This is a genomic window from Aeromonas jandaei (assembly GCF_037890695.1).
Classification (GTDB): Bacteria; Pseudomonadota; Gammaproteobacteria; order Enterobacterales; family Aeromonadaceae; genus Aeromonas; species Aeromonas jandaei.
In genome coordinates this window covers 294,089-316,500 of the sequence record NZ_CP149571.1, presented here as the reverse complement: position 1 = coordinate 316,500, position 22,412 = coordinate 294,089, and the positions used below count along the sequence as shown (strand labels likewise).

Sequence of the window (22,412 nt, the reverse complement as noted above, 5' to 3'; positions counted from 1 at the left end):
GGCGGCCGGATCACGGTCGCTACTGATATGAATAGGGGCAGCTTGACCTATTTATGCGCCTCATAGGGGATCATCTGAAGTTGATCCTCCCTGATGCAGAAGTGGATGGGGCCATGTTCAATATCGACCCGGTTGTGGTGATGGGCCATCTCTACCTCGATACCGGGGAAGAGATGCTGGGTGGCGATGATGTCCATCTCTGCCATCAGCTTTTGCAGCTCTTCGTGGTTGGCGGCAAGTTGCTCTTCCAGCTGGCGGAGCTCCTGCTGATGGCGCTCTCGGATTGGTTTGAGCTTGCGCAGGGTATCGGGATTGCGTTTTTCAGTGGGGAGTTGCACCAGCCGCATCACCAACTCCTTGATCTTGTCGAGCTGCTCCTGACAGAGCTGTTGCTGTTGTTTGAGCTGATGTTCCTGCTCCTTGTGAGTAAAGTAGCCGCCGAGGATCTGCAGCTTGGTATGGTTGCCGGCCGATGCTCCGAGCACGGGAGAGATGATAAGCCGGTTGGCGATGGCGAGCCCTCCCAGCAGGTTTCCTTTGCGCATCCCGCTGTCACCCACCTTGATGTCCTGACCGCTGCGGCTGTAGCAGTGGCTGAGCTGGGTCTGGATCTGGATATCGCCGCCGGCCTCCAGCTGGGCATATTGGGCGTAGTTGGCGTGGATCTCCCCCTGCGCGTTGAGCTGGCAGAGGTACTCGCCCTGTTCATTGCGCCGACCTATGATGCCGTGACGCACCGTGATGGTGCCTCCCGCTTCAATCCAGCCTCCCTCGATAAAGCCGCCGACGACGATGTCACCGCTCACCGAGATCTTCATGCCCGGATTGACATCATCATTGACGATGAGCCCCCCCTCGAAGGTGATGTGACCGTGGCGGGCATCCACCCGCTTCACGCTCAGCACCTCATCCACCTTCATTCCCGCCTTCTCCTGACAGGGGAGACCTGCGCGGCTTGCAATCAGCAGGTCCGGGTCATCGGGCGAGAAGAAGGTGCCCTCTCCGGCACTCATGGGGCTGTCCTTGCCATGCTTGGCAGGGAGCTCCTGACCGGTCACGGTGAAGCCGGGGACGCCCTGAGTTGCCGGGTGACGGCGCATCAGCTGGGCACCTGCCTTGACGGTGACGATGGAGCCGAGATCCCTCAGGTCGACCCGGCCATGATCCAGCTCCTGAGGTTTGAGAATACGTTCGGCAGGGGTCTCCACCAGCCGCTCGTAGCGGGTGTCCTGGCCGTTGACGGCGGCCTGGCCGCGGGCGATGACCAGTTTCAGCATGCTGCCGGGGGCCGCTTCCTTGGCGGAGAGGATGGCGGTAGCAAGCAGAGCCTCGCTGACCCCCTGCTTCACCTCGCTGATGGAGATCGCCTCTTGCAACTGTTCGAGGGTCAGGTACTTGCCACCCCAGTCGGCGGTGATCTGGGCGCTGGCACTCATCCGGTCTTTCTCGACCACAATCATCACCTTGGCATCGTGCCGCTTGGCGATGGGGATGGGTGTCGTTGGGACAGAGGCGGCAGGGTTGCCTTGCAGCATGTTGAGCAGGGTGATCGACTGTTTGATCCCCTCCGTCAGGGGTTGGTAGCGGCGGCAGTTGGAGGCGAGCAGCAGAGTCTGCACATCCTGTTCGGTGACAGGTTTGGTGAGTCCCGGCGCGATGCGCAGGCAGACCTGATCCATGTCACTTGATAGCAGCAGCCACTCTTTGCTTAACACCGGCTCTCCTTGCTGGGTGGGAGAGGGAAGTGCCCCTCTACTGTCATTAAATCTCTCAATGATGGATAAAGCGAATCACTGAGCCGAAGAGTGTGCAGTATTTGGATATTTCTGCTGGAAGGTCAATGGATTGAGTGCAAATGGGTGACGGGATCGTAAGAAATGACAGTGCTGATTGGAGATGACCCGGCCCAATGCCGGATCATGGAAACGAGCCTGTGCGGCGCAGAAGATTCAGGATTGGTTTTCAGCGTTGGTCAGTCGCCGAGCCGGGCCGTTCTGGTCAGGGTGAGGTAATCGGCCAGTACCGGCAATCCCAGCAGATGGCGGCGCAGCATGTCGAGGGCGGCGAAGGCGAGGATCTTGCGGCGGCTCTCGGGATCCGGGTGGCTGACCTTGAGGGTCTGACCGAACGAGATTTCATCGGCGCAGAGCAGCAGTGGCACGCCGTCCGGGCCAGCCTGGCCTATGGTCAGACTCACTCCATGGGGAGTGCCCGTCAGCTGGGCAAGCTCGCAGCTCAAGGCGCTGCTAAAGCTGGCCTCCAGCACAGCGTGTTCATGGCACATGGCCAGCAAGGCCCCCCGGCTCTCACATTCATACAGAGTGAGTGGTTTCTCTCCCAGCAGAGTGAGGATCTGCTGCGCCGGTTCGAGATCCCCTCTGCCGACCAGCCAGGGCTCGATGGGGGCGAGCAGTCGCGCTTCGGCTGCATCCATGTCTGCCGTGCTGGCACCATGACCGATGAGCTTCAGCTCGATAAGCGGCATAGCGGATCGGTAACCGAGTTCGATCCCGCTGGGCCAAGGGGCCGCATCCAGCATATCGCTGAGGGCTGATTCCGAGACGCCGAAGGTGTAGAAGCGGCGCAGCTCGGTATCGGTCTGGGTGCCGGCCAGCACCTTGAGGCGAGGCAAGATCTGTTCGCACACCATCTGTTTGAATTCGAAGGGGACGCCCGGGGTGAAGAAGAGCCAGCTCAGGCCGTGGCTGGCCGGGTGAGCAACCACAAAACCGCAGGCGGTACCGACCGGATTGTCGAGGATCTCGCAAGCCTGCGGCAGCCAGGCCTGCTTGGCATTGCTGGTGGGCATGGTGCGGCCCCGGCTGGCGTAGCGTGCTTCGATGGTGGCGAGCCAGTCAGGAAACAGGGTGAGCGGCTGGCCGAAGGCTTCGGCTGCCGCCTGGGCGGTGAGATCGTCGGCAGTGGGGCCGAGTCCGCCACACACCAGCACCACCTCGGCACGGCTGGCGCTCTCTTGCAGCACGCTTTTCAGGTCGGCGAGGTTGTCCCCCACCGTCAGGCGGCGGCGCACCTGCCAGCCCTGTTCCAGCAGCAGGGCGCTGAGCCAGGCGGCATTGGTATCCACCACCAGACCCGTCACTATCTCGTCTCCGGTGCTGATGATCTCGATACGCATGACGGGCTCCTTGTGCTGAAACGGGGAAAAGAGAGGGCTACTGGCCTGCGGGGATCAGGGCTTGTTGTGCTCGAAGTAGTAGCTGATCCGGGTGCGCGGATTGAGGTACTCGAACACCGCTGGCGGCAACCGCTTGGGATGGATCACCTTGGCGATGGAGAGCTCGGCCTGCTGCAGGTCGATGATGGCCGCCTCCTGGCGCGGGATGCGTGGATCGTACACCAGCACCGAGGGGTAGAGCAGGCGGGAGGCGTTGACCGACATCACCAGCCCGACTTGACCGTTGGAGAGCTGCACCACGCTGCCGGGCGGGTAGATCCCCATCAGCCGGATCAGCATGCTGAGGTACTCCGGATTGAACTGGGCCTTGCGCTGCTTGTAGAGACCGCTCAGGGCCGAGTAGGGCACCTTGGCCTGCATATGGCAGAGGTTATCGTATTCGTTGATGAGGGAGACCATCTGGGTCAGCGGATCGAGCTGCCCCTTCTTGAGCCCCTCCGGCCCGCTGCCATCCAGATATTCGTGGTGGTGCAGCACTATGCCCTTCGCTTCGGCCGGGAAATCCTTGGCCAGATTGAGCAGGTCCAGCCCGTAGCGCGGGTGCTGGGCCATCAGGTTTTGCTCCGGCTTGGTCAGCGGCTCGGTCTTGCGCAGGATCTGGCTCGGGATCTTCAGCTTGCCGATGTCGTGGAACAGGGCTCCCATGCCAACCTGGCGGATCTCGTCGGCCGTCATGCAGCACTCCTTGGCCAGCAGCATGCTGAGCACGCTCACATTGAGGGAGTGGAAGTAGAGGTTGTTGCCATCCTCGCCGTCAGAGACGAGATGGAGCACCATCTCGTCTACCGAGAGCAACTGCTCGGTCATGGCGTTGACCAGGTCCTGCGCCTCGCCGATGGCATTGAGGGGGCGTGACTGGATCTTGCTCATTACGCTGCGCACCTGCGCCAGCGACTGCTGGAACTGCTTTTCGCACTGCTGCAAATTGCGGCGATAGAGCTGCAACTGCTCGATGCGGCGATCCTTCTCCTGCTGCATCTGGGCCTGACGCTGGGCTGCATCGGCGTTTTCCGATTGCTGGGTGACGGCATGTGCCTGCTCGAGAGGCTTGGGCGGTACATCGCTCTTGTCGGGAATGATGGTCACCAGTTTGAGGCCCAGGCGACGGATCAGTTCGATCTCTTCTTCATTCTTGATTTTGAAGCTGGAAAACAGGAACGGGTGTTCGCGCCACCCCAGTGGCAGGGATACATAGTTGCCGACTTGCAGTCGATCTACGGAAATCTTGATACCGGTCATTATCTTGGATGCAGGGGAGATACTGAGCCGTATGCTAGTCAAAGGCGAGGGTGAATACAAAAGGTATCTGATGACAGGGTGAACGCTTTATTATAGGCTTCTGGATGTCCAGACATATTTACCGATGCAGTACAGGGAGTAAGCATGCCGATCAAGATCCCGGACCAGTTACCCGCCGCCGAAGTGCTGGGGCAGGAGAACATCTTCGTGATGACGGAATCACGGGCCGTCACCCAGAACATCCGCCCGCTGCGGGTGTTGATCCTCAATTTGATGCCCAAGAAGATTGAGACCGAGATCCAGCTGATGCGGATGCTCTCCAACTCGCCGCTACAGGTGGATGTGGATCTGCTGCGCATCGACGATCGGGAGTCGAAGAACACGCCGCAGGCGCATCTTGAGAACTTCTATCACGACTTCGAGCAGGTGCGTGGCAACAACTATGACGGCATGATCATCACCGGGGCGCCGCTCGGGCTGGTGGAGTTCGAGGAGGTGGTTTACTGGCCGCGCATCGTCGAGATCATCGAGTGGTCCCATCAGCATGTGACCTCCACTCTGTTCCTCTGCTGGGCAGTGCAGGCGGCGCTGAAAGCCCTGTATGGCATGGAGAAGCAGACCCGGGGTGAGAAGCTCTCCGGCGTTTATCACCACCACCGCCTCGACGAGCACGAGCCGCTGCTGCGCGGCTTTGATGACGAGTTTGTCGCGCCTCACTCCCGCTATGCGGCGTTCGACGGCGACCTGATCCGCGCTCACACCGATCTGCAGATTTTCGCTGAATCAGCAGAGGCGGGAGTCTATCTGGCGGCCACCAAGGATTGTCGTCAGGTCTTCGTGACCGGCCATCCCGAGTACGATGCGTTGACCCTTGACGGTGAATATCGCCGGGATCTGGCTGCGGGGCTCGACCCCATCATCCCGGTCAACTACTACCCGAACAACGACCCTAGCCAGACCCCGCGCGCCAGCTGGCGCAGCCACGGCCATCTGCTGTTCTCCAACTGGCTCAACTACTACGTCTATCAGCTCACCAGCTACAGGGTGGAGGATATCGGCAAGGTCTTTACCTACGACCAGAGCGGCAAGTAGTTCAGGCGTTGTGCTCCAGTCGATCGGCCTGCTGCTGCAGCCAGTGGCGGTGGGTATCCAGAGTGAATGCCTTGGGTCTGTGGGCCTTGACGGTGGCCATCGCCTCGTCAAGGGGCCGGCCAAGGGAGATCAGCAGAAGGGCGGCCAGCAGTCCGGTGCGACCGCTTCCCCCCTTGCAGTGGATGACCAGATGTTTGCCATCGCGCAGCAGCTCGGTCAGCCGGGGCAGAAGTTGCAGCCAGCTCTGCTCGAAACAGGAGTCGGGGGCCTGATCATCTTCGATGGGAAGGTGGAACCAGCGCATTCCCTCCCGTTCGACCTGCACACCAAGGTGGGCGAGGTCGAAGCGGGCCAGTTCGGCGTCAGTCATCAGGGTGATGACGGCGTGGGCCCCGGCCAGTCGCAGCTGGTCAAGGGCGAGAGTCAGCGGCACCTGCTGGGTGCCCGGACAGGGGGTCAGCAGCAGCTGACCATCGACGCGGGGAAGCTCCAGGCTCCAGAAGGGATGAAACGGGTGCATGGCGGATCCTCGTATGGTGGCCGGTTTACCGAGCCCGGCGAATGGCGCCAAGCATAGGCAGGGCGGGGGGGATGTCAATGGCCGTTGTGTTTGGCCCGGTTTACGGGCAGAGTCTAAAAAATTGAGCGGTTAGAGGAGTGAAGATGAGAAATCTGGATCAACTGGATTTGGATATCCTGGCCCATCTGTTTCGGGATGCAGGCATGACCAACAAGGATCTGGCCGCGCTGGTGGGGGTTGCTCCCTCCACCTGTCTGGAACGGGTACGCAAGCTGCAACAGGACGGGGTGCTCAAAGGGGCGCACTGCGAGGTCGATTATCAGGCCCTCGGTGGTCACATTCAGGCTATGGTATCCCTGCAACTGGCCCGTCACAGCCGCCAGATCATCGACGATTTTCGCGATGCCATTCTGGTGCTGCCCGAGGTGATCAGCCTGTTCCACATGGGCGGCAAGGATGATTTCCTGGTGCACCTCTGCGTGGCCGATACCGAACACCTGCGCAACTTTGTCTTCGATCACTTCACCTCCCGCGAAGAGGTGGTGCATCTCGAGACCTCGCTGGTGTTCGAGCACAGGTTCAGCCGCTCGCTGCCCTGTTTCCCCCAGCCATAATGCCAGTGTGAAAAAACCGCCTTTCGGCGGTTTTTTTCTATCGGGTTGCGCTGGTTGATGGCGCCTGTTCGGCAGCGGCGGTTCGCTCATCTTTAGCCGTCCGGTAGAGCCCCTTCTGATAAGCCAGGCTGCCCCAGAGCGCCAGCCCCAGCGTCGCCTCTTTCATGGCGGCTGGTTGTGCCACCGGCGTCAGTGTTTCGGTGGCGTCGTCATAACGATACCCCTCAGCCGGACGCTCCGGTTGCAGGATCACCACATCCTGACCGCGCATCAGGGCAAAGTTCTTGTCGTACTGCATGATGGCGCGCCCCAGCCAGTCGGCTGGCATGCGGGTGAGATCCTTGCCGAGCATCGGATAGTCGGCACTGATCCCCATCAGGGAGAGCAGGGTCGGTGCCATGTCGATCTGGCTGACGATGCGCGGATCTTTCTTCGGCGCTATGCCCTCGCCCACGATAACCCCCGGGATATGGAAGCGGGGAATGGGCACCAGACTGGCGCCACTGACCCGGCTGTCGTGGTCGGCGATGACCAGAAACAGCGTGTCTTTCCAGTACTCTGAATTTCTCGCCTTTTTGAAGAACTCGCCGATGGCGTAATCCGCATACTTGGCCGCGTTGTTGCGAGTCTGCTTGGGCTGCTCATAGAGGGCGATGCGATTGTCGGGAAATTCGAACGGATCGTGGTTGCTGGAGCTGAATACCAGACTGAAGAAGGGTTTGCCCTGTTTGTGCAGCCCTCTGAAGGTTTCGTCAGCCTTGGCCATCAGGTCCTCGTCGGAGGCGCCCCATGAACCCTTGAACACCGGATTGTCAAAATCCTTCTGCTCGACGATGGTGGTGAAGCCATTGCCGAGGAAGAAGCTGCGCATGTTGTCGAAGTGGCTCTCGCCGCCGTAGATAAAGCTGGTGTCGTAACCTCGCTGCTTAAGCAAATCCGCGATGGTGAAGAAGTTGGTCTGGCTCTTGCCGAGTTTGACCACGGCCTGTGCCGGGGTCGGCGTGAAGCCGGTCAGTACCGCCTCGATACCACGCACCGAGCGGGTGCCGGTGGCGTATAGCTGCTCGAACGCCCAACCCTCTTTCGACAGAGCATCGATGTTGGGGGTGAGTGGCAGGCCGCCGAGGGAGCCGACGAACTGGGCGCCCAGGCTCTCCTGCAGCAGGATCACCAGATTCTTCGGTTTGCCGCCGTAGCTGGCTTCGTTGAAGGTCTGGCTTGGCAAGGTGTCGGAGCTGAACTCATGGGCGGCCCGGCCACTCTCTTGACGCACAATCTCGATGATCTGCTTGTCAGTCATCTTGCCGTAAAACTGGCTGGCATCCTCTTCGTCTCCCATTTGCTTGATGGCAAAGAAGAGGGAGTAGGCGGAGTTGACGGTCAGAGCATTGACCAGCGGGTCATCGGCAAAGGCGACCATGGCCGGGTTCAGGGCGCGATGGCCCAGGCTGGAGCGGGCACCGAGAAAACCTATGGCCAGAATGAGCAGGGCGAAGGCGGGCCGCCAGTACCAGCGCGGGAAGGTGAGATCGCGCAGCAGACGGCCACTCAGCCACCAGCCTCCGGTCAGCACGGCGCCACTGAAAACCACCGCCAGCAACAGCTCGGCTTTGCGGCCCGCCCACAGCATGGAGAGCACCTCTTTCGGATAGATGAGGTACTCCACATAGAGGCGATTGGGGCGCACGCCATATTCGGTGACAAACGAGGGGGTGGAGATCTCGAGGAAGAGCATCAGCCAGAGCCCGACGGTCAGCCAGACGCGCATCAGCTGCATCCAGCCCCGACCGATGGCGTGAGGCCCGGCCAGCAGCAGGGTAAACATGGCCGGGACACCCCAGAGCCAGCAGATTGTGGCGAAATCGACCCGGATCCCTTGCAGCAGCATCTCCTGCCAGCCGGCGACGGCATCGACCCGTTCCAGTTGCCAAATCCCCAGCGCAATACGGCTGAGAGTCAGAGAGCCAAGGGCAAGCGCACAGAAGACGGCAAAAGGCCAGAACGGGCCTAGCCGCTGTTTCAGAGTTGTCATGGTTGTTCCTGATTGAGCCTGTAAGCATCTGTCCACAGATGCTTTTTTTGTTTTGTCGGGAGATATGACAAGGAGATGGGGAGAAGGTTGCGCGCGGATCGCGGTAAAAGAGATAAATTGCGTGCTGCTTATGCAAAAGTGTGACATCAGACCGCCATTGCACACAGCATAACCTGCTGCCGGAAGTGTGAGCCGGCACGCTAATGGGGTCATGACAGCTATTTATAATTGCCGCGAATTATCTGGGTGGAGCCGAAGGATGCCGGTCTTTATCGATGTCGACTATTTGCAGGGATGGCGCCTGTTTCTGGTGTTGTCGGATGGCACAACAGGCGTGCTGGATCTGACCCCGTGGCGAGGTCAGCCGCTGTTTGCTGCGCTGGAGACGGAGCGTCATTGCGCCCGGGTCTTCATCAACCGCCACCACCAGCTGGAGTGGCCTGTCGGCTGCACGCTATCCGCCCATGAGGTCTATCACCTCATCATGCCGATGGACGAGCGGGAAGCCTTCCGCTAATCCCTGCTTTTTGTGAGCCAACGCCAGATTCCTGTTGCTGGAATGTTTGGGCGTTTGCCTTCCTGAATCAAATTGGGTAAAAACAGCGCAACATTTTGCCAACCTGGCTTTGTTTCGTCTGATCAAGGCTTGCCGCACTCATGCAGCAGGCCTTTTTTGCGACCAGAGGTCAAACCTTTCCCTTGCTGAAAGGTTTGGCTGGCAAGATGAAAAAAACATAACAAACAAATACATAAGGAAAATGTATGGCTTGTCATATGCGCACTCCTCTTGCCCTGCTGGTGGGAGGGTTGGCCTGTCACGGCGCTGCCGGGCAGGAGCAGATTCAGCAACCGGAAACCATGGTGGTCGTGGCGAGTCGCCCCGCCAGCACCCTGGAGGTGACGCTCGATCCCAAGAAACCCGGCTCTCCCATGCCGGCGGCTGATGGTGCCGGTTATCTCAAAAACGTCACCGGCATGAGCATGGTGCGCAAGGGGGGGCTGGGCGGTGATCCCGTGCTGCGGGGGATGGGGATGTCCCGCCTCAACGTGCAGATGGATGGCGGCATGCTGGCCGGTGGTTGTGGCGGCCGCATGGACCCGCCCACCGCCTATGTGTTCCCCCAATCCTTTGACCGGATCCGGGTGCTGAAAGGGCCGCAATCCCTCGAGCAGGGGGCCACCCTGGCGGGAACTGTGCTGTTTGAGCGGGACAAACCCGAGTTTATGGCGCCGGGCTTCAAGAGCGACGCCTCAGCCCTCTTTGGCAGCTTCGGCCGCGATGACCAGATGGTCGACATGACGGCAGGCTCGACCGATGGTTATCTGCGCGGTCAGTTCACCCACTCCGACAGCGATGATTACCGCGATGGCCATGGCAACAAGGTGCGATCCTTCTATCGCCGCGAGAACGGCACCGCCCAGCTGGGCTGGACGCCGGGGGAGCACACCTGGTTGGAACTCACCGCCGAGCGCAGCAATGCCCGCGCCGCCTATGCGGACCGCACCATGGATGGCCCCATGTTTGATCGCGAATCCTTCGGGCTGAAGCTCAAGCAGGAGGAGATCACCACTCACTGGCAGCGCAGCGAGCTGACCCTGTGGGACAACTACATCGACCACATCATGGACAACTTCAGCCTGCGGCAAAACAGCGGCATGAAGATGCTCTCCAACCCGGATCGCCGCAACACCGGCGGGCGCTGGGCCAACGACATCGCCCTGCCTGCCGACTGGCTGCTGACCGCCGGGTTCGACAGCAACCGGGATCAACACAGATTTCGCAAGGATCTGGATTATGCAGACAAGCCACGTCAGCGCACCCTGCGTTTCGAGCAGCAGGGCGGTTTTGCCGAGCTGGGGCGCCAGCAGGGGGCCCACAGCTACAAGGGGGGGTATCGTCAGGATCGGGTCGAGACAACCCGTTATGGTGCGGGTGATCAGACCCTCTACAGCGAGACCGAGCACCTCGACAGCGGTTTTGGTCGCTATGAGTACCAGTGGTCGCCCCGCTGGTTCAGCTATCTGGCGTGGGGACAGGCAGAGCGGGCGCCGGACTACTGGGAGCGCAACAAGGACAGCACTCCGTTCACCCTCAACCCGGAGCGCAGCCGCCAGTGGGACGCAGGGCTGGCTCTGCGCAGCCGCGAGCTGGATCTGACCCTCTCCCTCTTTAGCGCCAACATCAAGGATTACCTGCTCTACAACAGCAAGTCGAACCAGGTGCGCAATATCGATGCCCAGACCCGGGGCGGCGAGCTGGAGGGGCGCTGGCAGTTTGCCGAGCAGTGGCGTCTCGATGGTGGTCTGGCGGTGGTCTACGGCGAAAACCAGAGCGACAACAAACCGCTGGCCCAGATGCCGCCCCTCGATGGCAAGCTGGCGCTGGGCTGGCAGCCGGACGAAGCGCTGAGCTTCACCCTGCTGGGGCGCGCCGTGGCGGCGCAGGATCGGGTAGATCTCTGGTCCGGTACCGTTGCGGGTCAGGATCAGGGGGAGACTCCGGGCTTCTTCACCATGAACCTGAGCGGCGCCTGGCAGTTTGCCAAGGGGTGGCAGCTCTCGGCCGGGGTAGACAACCTGTTCGACACCTTCTACTACGAGCACCTCTCCAAGTCGGTGCACAGCAGTCAGGCCGGGTTGGGCTATGAGCAGAGCGGCCGCATTCCCGAGCCGGGGCGTGCCTACTGGATCTCGGTTAACTACCGCTTTGCCTCCGACGGCGTGCTCTGAGCAAGACGAGCGGGTAACGTTTTCAGTCACAGACCCCTCTGCGAGCGCTCGCTATCATGGCGAAAAGCAGGTGCATTCAGACACTTGTACTCACAGCGGGAACATGACAATGAAACAGGGAACGTTGCGTTATGGCGGCCTCATCGGGGCCGCCCTGTTACTCGCCGCCTGCGGCGGCAGTGGAAGTTCTGGCGGGGGGAGTACGCCTCCCGTCGTCAATCCGCCGGTTACTCACCCTCCGGTCGCCACGGCCAGTCGGGCCTGCTACGGCGATGAGCAACCCGCCTGCAATCTGCGCATCTATCAGGTGATGGTGGAGTCTTTCGTCGATGGTGACGGCAGTGCCAACTACGGCGTCGGCTACGGCCCCTCCCGCCACAACGGTGATCTGCAGGGGATCATCGACAGCCTCGACCACATCAAGAGCCTCAACGTCAATGCCATCTGGCTCACCCCCGTGTTCGACTCCTGCGCAGGGCAAGGGGGTGATGACAAGCTCGATGCCACCGGCTACTTCGCCTGCGACTTCTTCAACGTCGATCCCAACTTCGGCAGCAATGCCCAGCTGAAAAAGCTGGTGGACGGGGCGCACCAGCGCGGCCTCTACGTCTTCCTCGATGGGGTGTTTGGCCACGTCAACAAGGTGGGGGTGAGCAAGCCTTCACCGGCCGGCTTGCTGCCCGCCCTCAAGAGCGGCGGTGCCGGTTATCCGGGTCAGCTGGTGGATTACAGCCAGCCCCAGAGTCTCGCCTACTTCAAGGAGGTGGCCCGCTACTGGGTCGAGCAGTACGGCATCGACGGCTGGCGCCTCGATCAGGCCTATCAGCTGAGCCTCGATGAGTGGCGCGCCATTCGCCGCGAGGTGGCGCAGGCCAGCGCGGCGCGCAAGGCGGCCGGTCAGCAGTGGGGCACCCTCGGCTATATGGTGGGCGAGGTGTGGAAGGGGGCCGACGAGATCCGCGCCCAGGCTTACGGCAGCAGCGACAATCCGGCGCTCTCGTCGGCGTTCGATTTCCCGCTGCGCTACGGCATCGTACAGGCGCTGGCGGTGGAGGAGTCCGGCAAGGGCGGGCAGGGGGCCAGCGTGCTAGACGCCAGCTGGAACAAGGTGGAGAACTACCCGAAACACGCCATGCCGAACCTGATGCTGGGCAACCACGATCTGGTGCGTTTCGGCGATCTGCTGGAGCGAGGCCACTTCAATCCGGCGGAGTACTGGCAGCGCCACAAGGCCGCCTTCAGCTTCCTCGCTGCCCGCTCCGGCCCCATCACTCTCTACTACGGCGAGGAGTTTGGCGACGAGGTGCCGGGCTTTGCCGCCAAGGTGGGTGGTGACTGCGCGGCGTTGGGACTGTGCGACGATCATGTGGCCCGCAGCGACGGCAAGGTGCCCGGTGTCACCGGCTTTGTACCGGGCAGCGAGCAGGCAGAGCTCAAGCTGTGGCTCAGTCAGCTGCTGGCCCTGCGCGCCGCCCACCCCGCCCTCTATCAGGGGGAGCGGGTCAAGCTGGTGGCCGAGGGGAGCCTCTATGGCGACATCAAGGAGACGGCAGCAGAGCAGATCGTCTACCTGCTCAACGTCTCGAACACGCCCCAGAGCTATGCACTGCCGGTCGGCAAATTGCGCAGCGGCAGTGCGCTGGTGGATCTGCAGAGCGGCGAGAGCCTGGCCATTGGCGGCAGCAGCGTAACGGTGGAGTTGCCACCTCTCACTGGTCGCTTCCTGTTGCTGCAATAGCGCGACCACGATCCAATGCAAAGGGCTCCATAGCGGAGCCCTTTTTCATGGCGATACCCGTCGCGGTGTCGTTCTACTTCTCGATGCCGCTGCCCAGCTCATCCGGGCGGGGAGCGGCTGGCGGGTGACCATTGCCGTTGCCATTGCGCCAGCTCTCCAGCCGGTTGTGCACCCCGCGGCGCAGGCTCTTGAAGCTGGTCTCCAGATAGTCGACACCGACCAGAATGGAGAGGGTGACGCCGGTGAGCAGCAGCGCCTGATGGAGCATCTGCATGCCGATGAGGGCGCCGAGGGCGGCCAGCATCCAGACGGTAGCGGCGGAGGTGACCCCCAGTACCTGACCATCCCGGGTCATCATCACCCCGGCACCGAGAAAGCCGATGCCAGTGATGAGCTGGCCCAGCACCCGTGCCTGATCGGCGCTCTGGGGGCTGAGGGCGGCGCCGATGGCGAGAAAGCAGTAGGTGCCGAGGATGATGAGCGAGGAGGTGCGGATGCCGACCGGCTTGCCGCGCAGCTGGCGCTCCAGCCCTACCAGAGTGCCGCACACCAGACAGACCAGGATGTTCTCCCAGCCAAGGGGAGCAATGTCCCACCAATCAGTCGTCATCATATCCACCTCTGCAATCGATGCTTGTTGTTATCCGGCCGCGCTCTGCCCCCGGTTCTCCAGCCGCTGGCGGAAGGCGCGGGCGAGGCGCTCGTAGAGGTCCTTTGCCTCTCTGTCCTCAATATCGCCACGTATCCAGGGATTGTCGATGATTTCCAGCAGCACGCAGTCGCGCCCCTGCTGGCGCAGGTCGACCCCGAACAGGCCGTTGCCGAGCTGATGCACCGCACGGCGGGCAGTTTGCAGCACCCGTTCTGGCACTTCGTTCAGTGGCAGCGCCTCGATCCGGCTCATGTCGAGAGGGTGCTTGCGGCGGCGGATGCGGTTGCCGGGCTCGGGGCGGAAACGGCGGCAGGCAAACAGCGGAGATCCATCGAGAAAGCCGATGCGCCAGTCGAACTCGGCGGGGATCCGGCTCTGCACCAGCAGCAGGGCGGATCTCCCCAGCCCCTCGTCCAGCAGGCGAGCCAGCTGCTGCTCGTCGCTGGCCATGGCCAGATCCCGTCCCTGCGCCCCGTCGGGCACCTTCACCATCAGCGGCAGGCCGAGCCGCTGTACCAGCTCGTCGACATGGTGGCGGCCGCGGCGGGTCACCACCATGGTGGGCGGCATGGGCACGCCGCTGCGCACCATCAGCTCGTAGAGATAGAGCTTGTTGCTGCAGGCGAGGATGGCGCGGGAGCTGTCGATCACCGGCATCTTGAGCTGCTCGGCGCGGCGGGCAAATTCGAAGGTGTAGTGGCCGACCGCCGTCTCGGAGCGCAGCCAGAGGGTGTCGAACTCCGGCAGCCGCTCGATGGCTGACGGCGCCAGAATTTCGGCCCGGATCCCCTGCGCCGCGGCCGCATTGATAAAGCGCTCCAGCGCCACTGCATCGCTGCTGGCGCGGCCGTCGTTGGGGTCGACCAGAATGGCGAGCTGGTAGAGCGGCGGCGCCTGCTCCTCGTCGCCGGTGCCCACCAGTGCCTGGGCGTGGTGCAGCATCAACTCTTTCTCGCTCGAGCTCAGCTCCAGCGGTGACAGGCTCTGCTGCTGGCGCACCGACCAGCCGTGGCGGCCGCGCTTGAGGGTCAGCTCCTGCAGCGGCAGCTGGCTGAGGCCGTAGTAGTAGCGGGCCAGCCCCGCCAGCTCGCTCTGTTCGCACTGACCGAAAATGGCGCGCACTCGGATTCGGCCCTCGCTCTGCTGGGCAAGCCACCCCTGCAATTTTCGCCACAGCTTGGCCGGTGGCTGCTGGGGTTGCAGCTGGCTGATGGCCTGCAAACCCGGCAGACAGTGGTGGCCGCGGGCCTGGGCCAACAGCGAGCAGTAGTAGCCGGCGCTCAGGTGTTCCAGATTGCGGCAGAGGTTGATGATGCGGGGGCGGCCGCCGGTGGTGGGCACCCCGTGTTGCAGGTAGGTGCGGGCGGTCAGCAGATAATCGGCATGGCAGGGCCAGTCGCCCAGCTCTTCGACGATGACGTAGGTACTCATATATTCGGCTCCACAGATGAAACTGCCTTAAGCGGCAGGATCCCCAGTGGGCTTCGATGCACCGACAAGCACGACAATGGCGCGAGGGGAAACAAGAGGTTACAGTGCCTAATATTCTGCCTTGGTAACTTGTGATACAAGTCGCATTTTTGGTGCTGAGGATAAATAACCGAACAAGGACTCCCCGTGTTGACCGTCCGCGCCGCCCGACCCAGCGATCTGGGCGCCATCGTTAAACTGGAACGCTACTGTTTTCCTCCCGAGGTCGCCTTTGGCCGCAGTCGCTGGCACTATCTGCTCGCCCAGGCCAGAGGCCGCACCCTGCTGGTGCTGGATGAGAAGGAGCAGCTGATGGGCTATCTCTGCCTGCTGGAGCACAAGGGGTGGGATCGTCTCATCGTGCAGACCCTCGCCATCCGCTGGACCATCCGCCGTCAGGGCTGGGCGCGGCGCCTGCTGGAGCAGGTGATCCGCGAAGGACAGGAGGCTGGCTGGGGGGCGATCCGGCTGGAGGTGGCAGATGCCAACGCCGAGGCACTGGCGCTCTATCGGGGGCTGGGGTTCAAAGCCACCCAGCGGCTGCCCGACTACTATGGCCCGGGTCAGCACGCCCATCGGCTGGTGCTGAAGCTGGCCGGAGAGAGGAGAGAAGAGGAGGGGGGATGAGCTGCGACAACTGTCTCGCCACCGCCATCAGGGCCAAACTGGGGCGCTGCCCGGTCTGCGCCGGCCAGACCTTTGTCATCGGCATGGTCGGCTGGCTGGTCTGGTGGTGGTGTGGCGCCGACACCTCGGTCAACGCCCTCACCGCCCTGCTGTTTGCGCTGGGTGGCTCGGCCCTCCTGCTGCTCCATCTGGCGGTATTTGTCTGGCGCAAGGCGACCGGACGTGAATTGAGCGATGAATAAATCAGATTGGTTTCAACAACATAAATAACAATATCGGTTGAGATAATGGAGGTTCAGATGATAGCAATGGTAACGGGCGCCTCGTCCGGTTTTGGTGAGTCCATCAGCCGCCAGCTGGTGCAGGCGGGCTACAAGGTGATCGGTACCGGTCGCCGTGCCGTGCGGCTGGCCGCGCTGGCCGACGAGCTGGGTGCGCAGTTCCTGCCGCTGGCGTTCGACGTGCAGGACAAGGCGGCCACCCGCGCCGCCATCGCTGCTCTGCCGGCCGAATGGAGCGAGGTGGATCTGTTGGTCAACAACGCCGGGCTGGCGCTGGGGCTGGAGCCGGCCCACAAGGCGGATCTGGAAGATTGGGAGCAGATGATCGCCACCAACATCAGCGGTCTGACCCTGCTCACCCGATTGCTGCTGCCGGGCATGGTGGCGCGCAATCGCGGCCACGTCATCAACATCGGCTCCATCGCCGGCACCTACCCCTATCCGGGCGGCAACGTCTACGGCGCCACCAAGGCGTTCGTGAAGCAGTTCAGCCTCAACCTGCGCGCCGATCTGGCGGGTACCGCCATCCGCGTCACCAACGTGGAGCCGGGCCTGTGCGGCGGCACCGAGTTCTCCAACGTGCGCTTCCACGGTGATGATGCCAAGGCGGCCTCCGTCTATCAGGGGGTGGATTCGATCCAGCCGGAAGATATCGCCAATACCGTGCTCTGGGTGAGCCAGCAACCGGCTCACGTCAACATCAACAGCATCGAGATCATGCCGGTGGCGCAGACCTTCGGCCCGCTCAATATCAGCCGTCGCTGATCGCTCCATTGGCTGAAACGAAAGAGGCTCCCGTGGGAGCCTCTTTGCGTTGGCGAGCCGGTCACAAGCTCATGATCTTCTTGAACTCCTCCGGCGAATACTTCTTCTCGGTGCGCTTGGTCAGATCCGTCATCAGCTTGTAGCGCAGCGTTTTGGCCATCTGATAGGTCTGCTCCAACTGGCCATAGGAGTAGTCGGCGGCCAGCCCTATGGCAGTAGCCTTGTCGCTGGCATAGGCCTGTTTCAGGCTCTTGTCGAGCAGGGCCACCTCCTTGTAAAGCTTGTTGCTCTCCTTGCTCCAGACGCCGCGCAGCAGCGGCAGGTACTTGTCCGGATCGGCGCTGGCCAGCGCGGTCAGGCTGCGGAACTGCCAGTAGGCAGAATCATCGGAGTAGCTGTCGCTGCCGGTGCGATAGGGCAGGGGATAGTTTTCCAGCGTGTTGTAGAGCGGCACCATCACAGATTCGGCCAGTACGCCGTAGCTCTGCCAGATCAATCCCTGCAGCTCTTTGGGCATCTCCTTGCGCAGCTGGATGACGTGAGATTCCAGCTGGCGATCGATGCGGATCGGCCGCTCTGCCTTGCCCGCCAGCGGCGTGCCCTCATAGGTGGCGCTCAGCAGTTTGGCTACGTCCGGCACGGCGATGGGGGCATCCGGCTTCATAAAGAGCGGATATTGCGCCTGCCGGGTCGGCTGCGGCTGGCTGGCGGTCAGCATTTTCTGGCCAAGCCACTCCCGATCCACGTTATACGGGTCAGCGATGACCCCGAACGCCTTGGCGAAGTTGAACTCTTTCGGGTCGGCGTTATCCAGCAGTTTGTGTTCGCGTACAAACTCCAGCAGCTTGGGCGAGTGCAGCACATCGGCGCTGTCGAGATTGACGCCGTGGATCCGTAGGCCGTTGGCCACCATGGCGTAGCTGTCGTCCGGCACCCGCACCGCAATCCAGTGGTGGCCGGAGCCGATCTCCATCAGCCAGGCCTCGTTCACATCCGCCAGATAGAGGCTGTTGCCCTCACCGGCGCCATATTGCTCCACATAGCGGCCAAGCAGCTCGACCCCCTCCTTGGCTGTCCTGGCCTGCGGCAGGATCAGGGTGGGGATGATAGCTTCAATCACTCCCTTCTCGATCAGCGGATCGGCTTTCTGGGCCTTGTCGTTGACCTCGGCACTGGTGGTGGCCGAAATGGCGACGTTGAACTCGTTGATGCCGCGCTCCTCGTAATACTTGCCGTCAGAGTCGCTGGCTGTGGCATCCCAGTCACGGATGGCGGAGTAGGCGAAAAACACCTTGGGCATCGGCACTTCCAGTCCGTTGCCCAGCTTCCAGACCTTGCCCTCGTTCTGCTGCGCGGGCCGGAAGGCGAGGTACTTGTTCCAGTTGTTGACGCCAAAGTCCTCGTTTCTGGCGATCATCACGCTGCCATCGGCACTGGCGCCCTTGCCGACGATAAGGCCGGTACAGGCGTCGGCACTGGTGCCAAGCAGGGTGAGCAGGGTGGCGGAGAGAAGACTCAAGGTGTGTTTTTTCATAGGTGTCCCCTAAGGGTTGCTGTGAGTGAGAGTCAGGCGAGGGGATGAGGTGTGGGGAGGCTGCAACTCCGAACTGGCAGCGGAGTGCGCTCGGCAGATTGGTCTGCCTGTTATTGGTTTTACGAACAGATCATCCATGACACGGCTGGCTGGTTGTTATGTGCGCCAAAATTGTATTCCTGAGTGGTTGTTTGTTTTGTGATCGACGGAGCGTTCCTGCGGTTTATAGGGTGCAGTGTTTGTGGGGCAGCGGTATGTGTCGGAAATCGGGGTAAAAGCAGCGGATGAGTCATGATTCTGACGCTGCGTCGGGGCTGTAACCGCTGGCAAGCTTGCCAGAGTGGGGATCTCGCCCAATCTGACAAGTTGGCCTGTAACTTGCTGGTTTTATTGTCAAAGGTGGGGCCAGACCCCATACCGCCGCATTCAGTCAGCCCGCTCCGGCGGGTCGGCACACAGAACGGGAGTCTTCATGGATATCAAACCCTACAGCCAGCAGCTTGCCCAGAGCGCCTCCAACAACCGCGCCCTCGCCACCCTCAACAGTGCCAGTAGCGGCGGACAGGGTGGTGGCTGGGAGGAGATGGTCAGCCTCTCCACCCAGCGCATGACCAGTCAGGCCCAGCAGGTGCTCACCTATGAACATCTGGCCAAGAACAGCAAGCTGCCGCCGGCGCTCGACATGAGCTCCGACAAGGGGGGCGTGGTGCAACAGCTGGTGGACAAGGCGCTCGGGTTTGATCGCAAGAAATTCAACGAGATAGAAGACAAACTCAAGGCTATCGCCGACAACAAGAAGCTGACGCCGGAAGAGCGGGCCGAGCAGAGCAAGCCGCTCAACGAGCAGAAAGATGCGATGCTGAAAGAGGCGATGGATCGCCTGACCGGCAAGAAGAGCTCATCCAAAGATGAGGCCAAAACCGCCTGATCCCGTCACTGTTGTGAGAGATACCTGGTCGGCACAGATGGGCCAGTGTCGACCGCCGATGGGCAAGCTTCTGCCACCTCTTTTGACCTCACCTCCCCACAGGCGCACAATGTCCGCGCATTGAGCCAGTCGAGGAGTCCGCCGTGTACAACTTCCAATATGCCAATCCGACCCGCATCTGTTTCGGTGAAGGGCAGATCGCCAGCCTGCCCGAACTGATCCCGCCCGGCAGCCGGCTGCTGGTGCTCTACGGCGGTGGCAGCATCAAGCAGAACGGGGTGTATGAGCAGTTGACCCGGGCGCTGGAAGGGGTGACGTGGCAGGAGTTTTCCGGCATCGGTGCCAACCCCAGATTCGAGCTGTTGATGGAGGCGGTGGCGCAGGTGAAACGCGAGCGCATCGACTTCCTGCTGGCGGTCGGTGGCGGCTCGGTAGTCGATGGCACCAAGTTTGTCGCGGCGGCCGCCTGCTACGAGGGGGATGATCCCTGGGACATCTGCGGCAAGCAGGCGAGCGTGCACAAGGCGCTGCCGATGGGCTGTGTGCTGACTCTGCCGGCGACCGGCTCAGAGAGCAATCCCACCTCGGTGGTGAGCCGGGGGGATGTGAAGATCTCCTTCAGAAGCCCGCTGGTGCAGCCGCAGTTTGCGGTGCTCGACCCGACCACCACCTTCAGCCTGCCGCCGCGCCAGACCGGCAACGGGGTGGTGGATGCCTTTGTCCATATTGCCGAGCAGTACCTCACCTTCCCGGTGGGGGGCGAGGTGCAGGACAGACTGGCGGAGGGGCTGCTGCAGGTGCTGGTGGAAAACGGCCCCAAGGCGCTGGCGGAGCCGACCAACTATCAGGTGCGGGCCAATCTGATGTGGGCGGCCAGTCTGGCGCTCAACGGCCTTATCGGTTGCGGGGTGCCGCAGGATTGGGCTTCTCACGCCATCGGCCATCAGCTGACGGCGCTTTACGGGCTCGACCACGGCCAGAGTCTGGCGGTGGTGCTGCCCGCCCTGCTGCGGGAGCGGGCTGCGCAGAAGCAGGAGAAGCTGGCCCAGTTTGCCGAGCGGGTGTGGCACTCCAGCCGCGAGGATTATGCCCTGCGCATCGAAGAGGCGATTATCCGCACCGAACAGTTCTTCCAGCAGATGGGGCTAGGCACCCGCCTCTCTGACTATGGCCTCAGCGAAAGCTGCATTCCGGCGGTCTGCTCCAACCTCAAGCGGGTCGGGCGCACCGCGCTCGGGGAGCAGCAGGATATCGACCCGGATCAGGTCGCGCGGATCCTCGCCCAGGCACTGTGAATCACCAAAGGGAGGATCGGGGGCACTCCCTCATCTGACCGCCAGAGTGACAGGTGTATGCGCCAAACAAGATTGTTGCAAGAAAAGCTGACTATAAAATTTATTTGTTGCGCTGGTGAAATAATCGCGCGACCACGCCAGCGGCTTGTTTCATCAGTGCTGGCAAATCCCGCTGGCCGATCTTCCGGTCAATTCGTGCTGGCCTGGGGCTATCCCCGGCAATAACAAGGGCCGCTTGCTGCGGCCCTTGGTGTATCTGTTACTCGGTACGTGCCTTGAGGTAGCCGGCGTAGTCCGGGATCTGCACGCTGAACGCCTGCCGCATATGGGGGCTGTCCATGATGAAGTCGGCGGTCGCTTCGTTGGTGGCAACCGGGATGTTCCACACTGCAGCAAGTCGCAGCAGCGCCTTCACATCCGGATCGTGCGGCACCGCATTGAGGGGATCCCAGAAGAAGATCAGTACGTCGATCTTCCCTTCGGCAATCAGGGCGCCAAGCTGCTGGTCGCCACCCATGGGGCCGGAGAAGAGGCAGGTGATGGGCAGCTCGGCCTTTTTGCCGAGCATGGTGCCGGTGGTGCCGGTGGCATAGAGGTGGTGGAGCTTGAGCTCCTCCTTGCGGCGCATGACCCAGTTCAGCAGAGGGGTTTTCATGTTGTCGTGAGCGACCAGTGCCACCCGCTTGTGGGGTGCCATCTCGCGTGCAATCTGTTCCATGAAGGTATCCGTAGCGTTGTGATTGGAATTGAGCCGTATCCTAATCGAAAGCCATGACAGATGCTGTGTCGGGCGTATTAACTGTGATCCTGCCGGAAAGTTTTCGGGCAATGGTGGCCCAAATGAAGAGACCCGCCAGCAGCGGGTCTCTTCATTTGAGTTCTTTGGCGGGTCAGGAGCCGTGGTGCAACTGCGCCTGCTGGTAGTTCTCCAGCCCGATGCGATCGATGAGATCGAGCTGGGTCTCCAGCCAGTCCACATGCTCCTCCTCATCTTCCAGGATCTCCTGAAACAGGTCGCGGCTGATGTAATCCTGCACCGATTCGGCGTAGGCAATGGCCACTTTCAGGTCGGGAATGGCATCCATCTCCAGCGAGAGGTCGCAGCGCAGCATCTCTTCCACCGTTTCACCGATGCGCAGCTTGCCGAGATCCTGCAGATTGGGCAGCCCTTCGAGAAACAGCACCCGCTTGACCAGCTCGTCGGCGTGCTTCATCTCGTCGATGGATTCGTGGTACTCCTTGTGCCCGAGTGCCTTGAGGCCCCAGTCATCGTAGATGCGGGCGTGCAGGAAGTATTGGTTGATGGCTATCAGCTCATTGGCCAGCACCTTGTTGAGGTGGGCAATGATCTTGGGGTCTCCTTTCATCGACAGTGCTCCTTGGTTCGTGCCAGATGTGGCAATCATCAGAGCTTAGTCGAGAAACATGACGACTTCGGGATGGCGGCGGATCAGGCCACTTCGTAGTAGAGCGGGGTTTGCTCCTGCTCCATCTTGTCGAGCTCGGCGGCGATGATCTCCATGGTCATGCGCACGCACTTGCCACACTGGGCGCCCACCTCGAGCGACTGCTTGAGCTGGCGGAATTCGCTGCTACCAGACTGCACCGCCTTGCGGATCTGGGTATCTGTGATGCCGCGGCATAAACAGACGTACATGGTGGATTACCTCATCTGAAATTGAGTGAAATCTAAATGAGA

At 61.6% G+C, this 22,412-nt stretch carries 21 protein-coding genes; 10 read left to right on the top strand and 11 right to left on the bottom strand.

The genetic code is table 11. The features are described 5' to 3' along the window. Window positions 1-47: 47 nt before the first annotated feature. The 3 genes from WE862_RS01570 to WE862_RS01560 form a co-directional block, all read right to left on the bottom strand. Complete coding sequence (locus WE862_RS01570; protein ID WP_082035513.1) at window positions 48-1,715, bottom strand: DUF342 domain-containing protein; 1,668 nt, start codon at window positions 1,713-1,715, stop codon at window positions 48-50. 257 nt (window positions 1,716-1,972) lie between these two features. Beyond that, the gene (locus WE862_RS01565) at window positions 1,973-3,136 is read right to left on the bottom strand and encodes a molybdopterin-binding protein (protein WP_042032836.1); all 1,164 of its coding nucleotides are present in this window, start codon (window positions 3,134-3,136) and stop codon (window positions 1,973-1,975) included. Between the two features lie 54 nt (window positions 3,137-3,190). Next, window positions 3,191-4,435, bottom strand: coding sequence for an HD-GYP domain-containing protein (locus WE862_RS01560; RefSeq protein WP_042032835.1), 1,245 nt, complete (start codon window positions 4,433-4,435; stop codon window positions 3,191-3,193). A 144-nt stretch (window positions 4,436-4,579) separates the two neighbouring features. Between WE862_RS01560 and metA the strand changes: the two genes are divergently transcribed. Continuing rightward, entirely contained in the window at window positions 4,580-5,527 is a 948-nt protein-coding gene (gene metA, locus WE862_RS01555; RefSeq protein WP_042032834.1) for a homoserine O-acetyltransferase MetA, read from the top strand. Between the two features lies 1 nt (window position 5,528). Here metA and WE862_RS01550 read toward each other — a convergent pair whose 3' ends face one another. Continuing rightward, window positions 5,529-6,047 carry a tyrosine-protein phosphatase gene (locus tag WE862_RS01550; RefSeq protein ID WP_042032832.1) on the bottom strand — a complete coding sequence of 173 codons (519 nt, stop codon included), beginning with the start codon at window positions 6,045-6,047 and terminating at the stop codon, window positions 5,529-5,531. Between the two features lie 143 nt (window positions 6,048-6,190). Here WE862_RS01550 and WE862_RS01545 point away from each other — a divergent pair, with 143 nt between their 5' ends. Continuing rightward, window positions 6,191-6,661 carry an Lrp/AsnC family transcriptional regulator gene (locus tag WE862_RS01545; protein ID WP_033115549.1) on the top strand — a complete coding sequence of 157 codons (471 nt, stop codon included), beginning with the start codon at window positions 6,191-6,193 and terminating at the stop codon, window positions 6,659-6,661. Window positions 6,662-6,698: 37 nt separating this feature from the next. Here WE862_RS01545 and WE862_RS01540 read toward each other — a convergent pair whose 3' ends face one another. Beyond that, a complete protein-coding gene (locus tag WE862_RS01540; protein WP_042032831.1) occupies window positions 6,699-8,693 on the bottom strand; it encodes an LTA synthase family protein in 1,995 nt (664 codons plus the stop codon). 259 nt (window positions 8,694-8,952) lie between these two features. Between WE862_RS01540 and WE862_RS01535 the strand changes: the two genes are divergently transcribed. The 3 genes from WE862_RS01535 (at window position 8,953) to WE862_RS01525 (ending at window position 13,161) form a co-directional block, all read left to right on the top strand. Next, on the top strand, window positions 8,953-9,210 hold the full coding sequence (locus WE862_RS01535) for a DUF2442 domain-containing protein (protein ID WP_033115550.1): 258 nt from the start codon (window positions 8,953-8,955) through the stop codon (window positions 9,208-9,210). A 245-nt stretch (window positions 9,211-9,455) separates the two neighbouring features. Further along, on the top strand, window positions 9,456-11,423 hold the full coding sequence (locus tag WE862_RS01530) for a TonB-dependent copper receptor (protein WP_339058692.1): 1,968 nt from the start codon (window positions 9,456-9,458) through the stop codon (window positions 11,421-11,423). Between the two features lie 109 nt (window positions 11,424-11,532). After that, window positions 11,533-13,161, top strand: a complete 1,629-nt coding sequence (locus WE862_RS01525; protein ID WP_042032828.1) for an alpha-amylase family protein — start codon at window positions 11,533-11,535, stop codon at window positions 13,159-13,161. A gap of 73 nt (window positions 13,162-13,234) precedes the next feature. Here WE862_RS01525 and WE862_RS01520 read toward each other — a convergent pair whose 3' ends face one another. Further along, window positions 13,235-13,774, bottom strand: coding sequence for an MgtC/SapB family protein (locus tag WE862_RS01520; protein WP_042032827.1), 540 nt, complete (start codon window positions 13,772-13,774; stop codon window positions 13,235-13,237). Window positions 13,775-13,801: 27 nt separating this feature from the next. Further along, window positions 13,802-15,244 (bottom strand): RimK family protein, encoded by a 1,443-nt coding sequence (locus WE862_RS01515; protein WP_339058691.1) that lies wholly within the window; start codon window positions 15,242-15,244, stop codon window positions 13,802-13,804. Between the two features lie 186 nt (window positions 15,245-15,430). On the opposite strand from WE862_RS01515, the gene WE862_RS01510 reads away from it, so the two are divergent. The 3 genes from WE862_RS01510 to WE862_RS01500 are packed head-to-tail and all read left to right on the top strand — an operon-like array spanning window position 15,431 to window position 16,956. Next, window positions 15,431-15,910: a GNAT family N-acetyltransferase gene (locus WE862_RS01510; RefSeq protein WP_042032825.1), complete on the top strand. Its 480-nt coding sequence runs from the start codon at window positions 15,431-15,433 to the stop codon at window positions 15,908-15,910. Then, window positions 15,907-16,152, top strand: a complete 246-nt coding sequence (locus tag WE862_RS01505; protein WP_042032823.1) for a DUF3624 domain-containing protein — start codon at window positions 15,907-15,909, stop codon at window positions 16,150-16,152. The genes WE862_RS01510 and WE862_RS01505 overlap by 4 nt, the downstream gene beginning before the upstream one ends. Before the next feature lie 57 nt (window positions 16,153-16,209). Next, on the top strand, window positions 16,210-16,956 hold the full coding sequence (locus WE862_RS01500; protein WP_042032821.1) for an SDR family oxidoreductase: 747 nt from the start codon (window positions 16,210-16,212) through the stop codon (window positions 16,954-16,956). Between the two features lie 61 nt (window positions 16,957-17,017). Here the strand turns inward: WE862_RS01500 and WE862_RS01495 are convergent, their stop codons facing one another. Then, on the bottom strand, window positions 17,018-18,490 hold the full coding sequence (locus WE862_RS01495; RefSeq protein ID WP_042032819.1) for a C69 family dipeptidase: 1,473 nt from the start codon (window positions 18,488-18,490) through the stop codon (window positions 17,018-17,020). A 472-nt stretch (window positions 18,491-18,962) separates the two neighbouring features. On the opposite strand from WE862_RS01495, the gene WE862_RS01490 reads away from it, so the two are divergent. Next, window positions 18,963-19,418 carry a hypothetical protein gene (locus WE862_RS01490; protein WP_042032817.1) on the top strand — a complete coding sequence of 152 codons (456 nt, stop codon included), beginning with the start codon at window positions 18,963-18,965 and terminating at the stop codon, window positions 19,416-19,418. A 143-nt stretch (window positions 19,419-19,561) separates the two neighbouring features. Then, on the top strand, window positions 19,562-20,713 hold the full coding sequence (locus tag WE862_RS01485; RefSeq protein WP_042032815.1) for an iron-containing alcohol dehydrogenase: 1,152 nt from the start codon (window positions 19,562-19,564) through the stop codon (window positions 20,711-20,713). 259 nt (window positions 20,714-20,972) lie between these two features. Here WE862_RS01485 and WE862_RS01480 read toward each other — a convergent pair whose 3' ends face one another. From WE862_RS01480 to WE862_RS01470, 3 genes are all read right to left on the bottom strand, one after another. Further along, on the bottom strand, window positions 20,973-21,431 hold the full coding sequence (locus WE862_RS01480) for a methylglyoxal synthase (protein WP_033115561.1): 459 nt from the start codon (window positions 21,429-21,431) through the stop codon (window positions 20,973-20,975). Window positions 21,432-21,603: 172 nt separating this feature from the next. Next, a complete protein-coding gene (bfr, locus tag WE862_RS01475) occupies window positions 21,604-22,080 on the bottom strand; it encodes a bacterioferritin (RefSeq protein ID WP_033115562.1) in 477 nt (158 codons plus the stop codon). A gap of 83 nt (window positions 22,081-22,163) precedes the next feature. Next, window positions 22,164-22,370, bottom strand: coding sequence for a bacterioferritin-associated ferredoxin (locus WE862_RS01470; protein ID WP_033115563.1), 207 nt, complete (start codon window positions 22,368-22,370; stop codon window positions 22,164-22,166). Window positions 22,371-22,412: the final 42 nt, after the last annotated feature.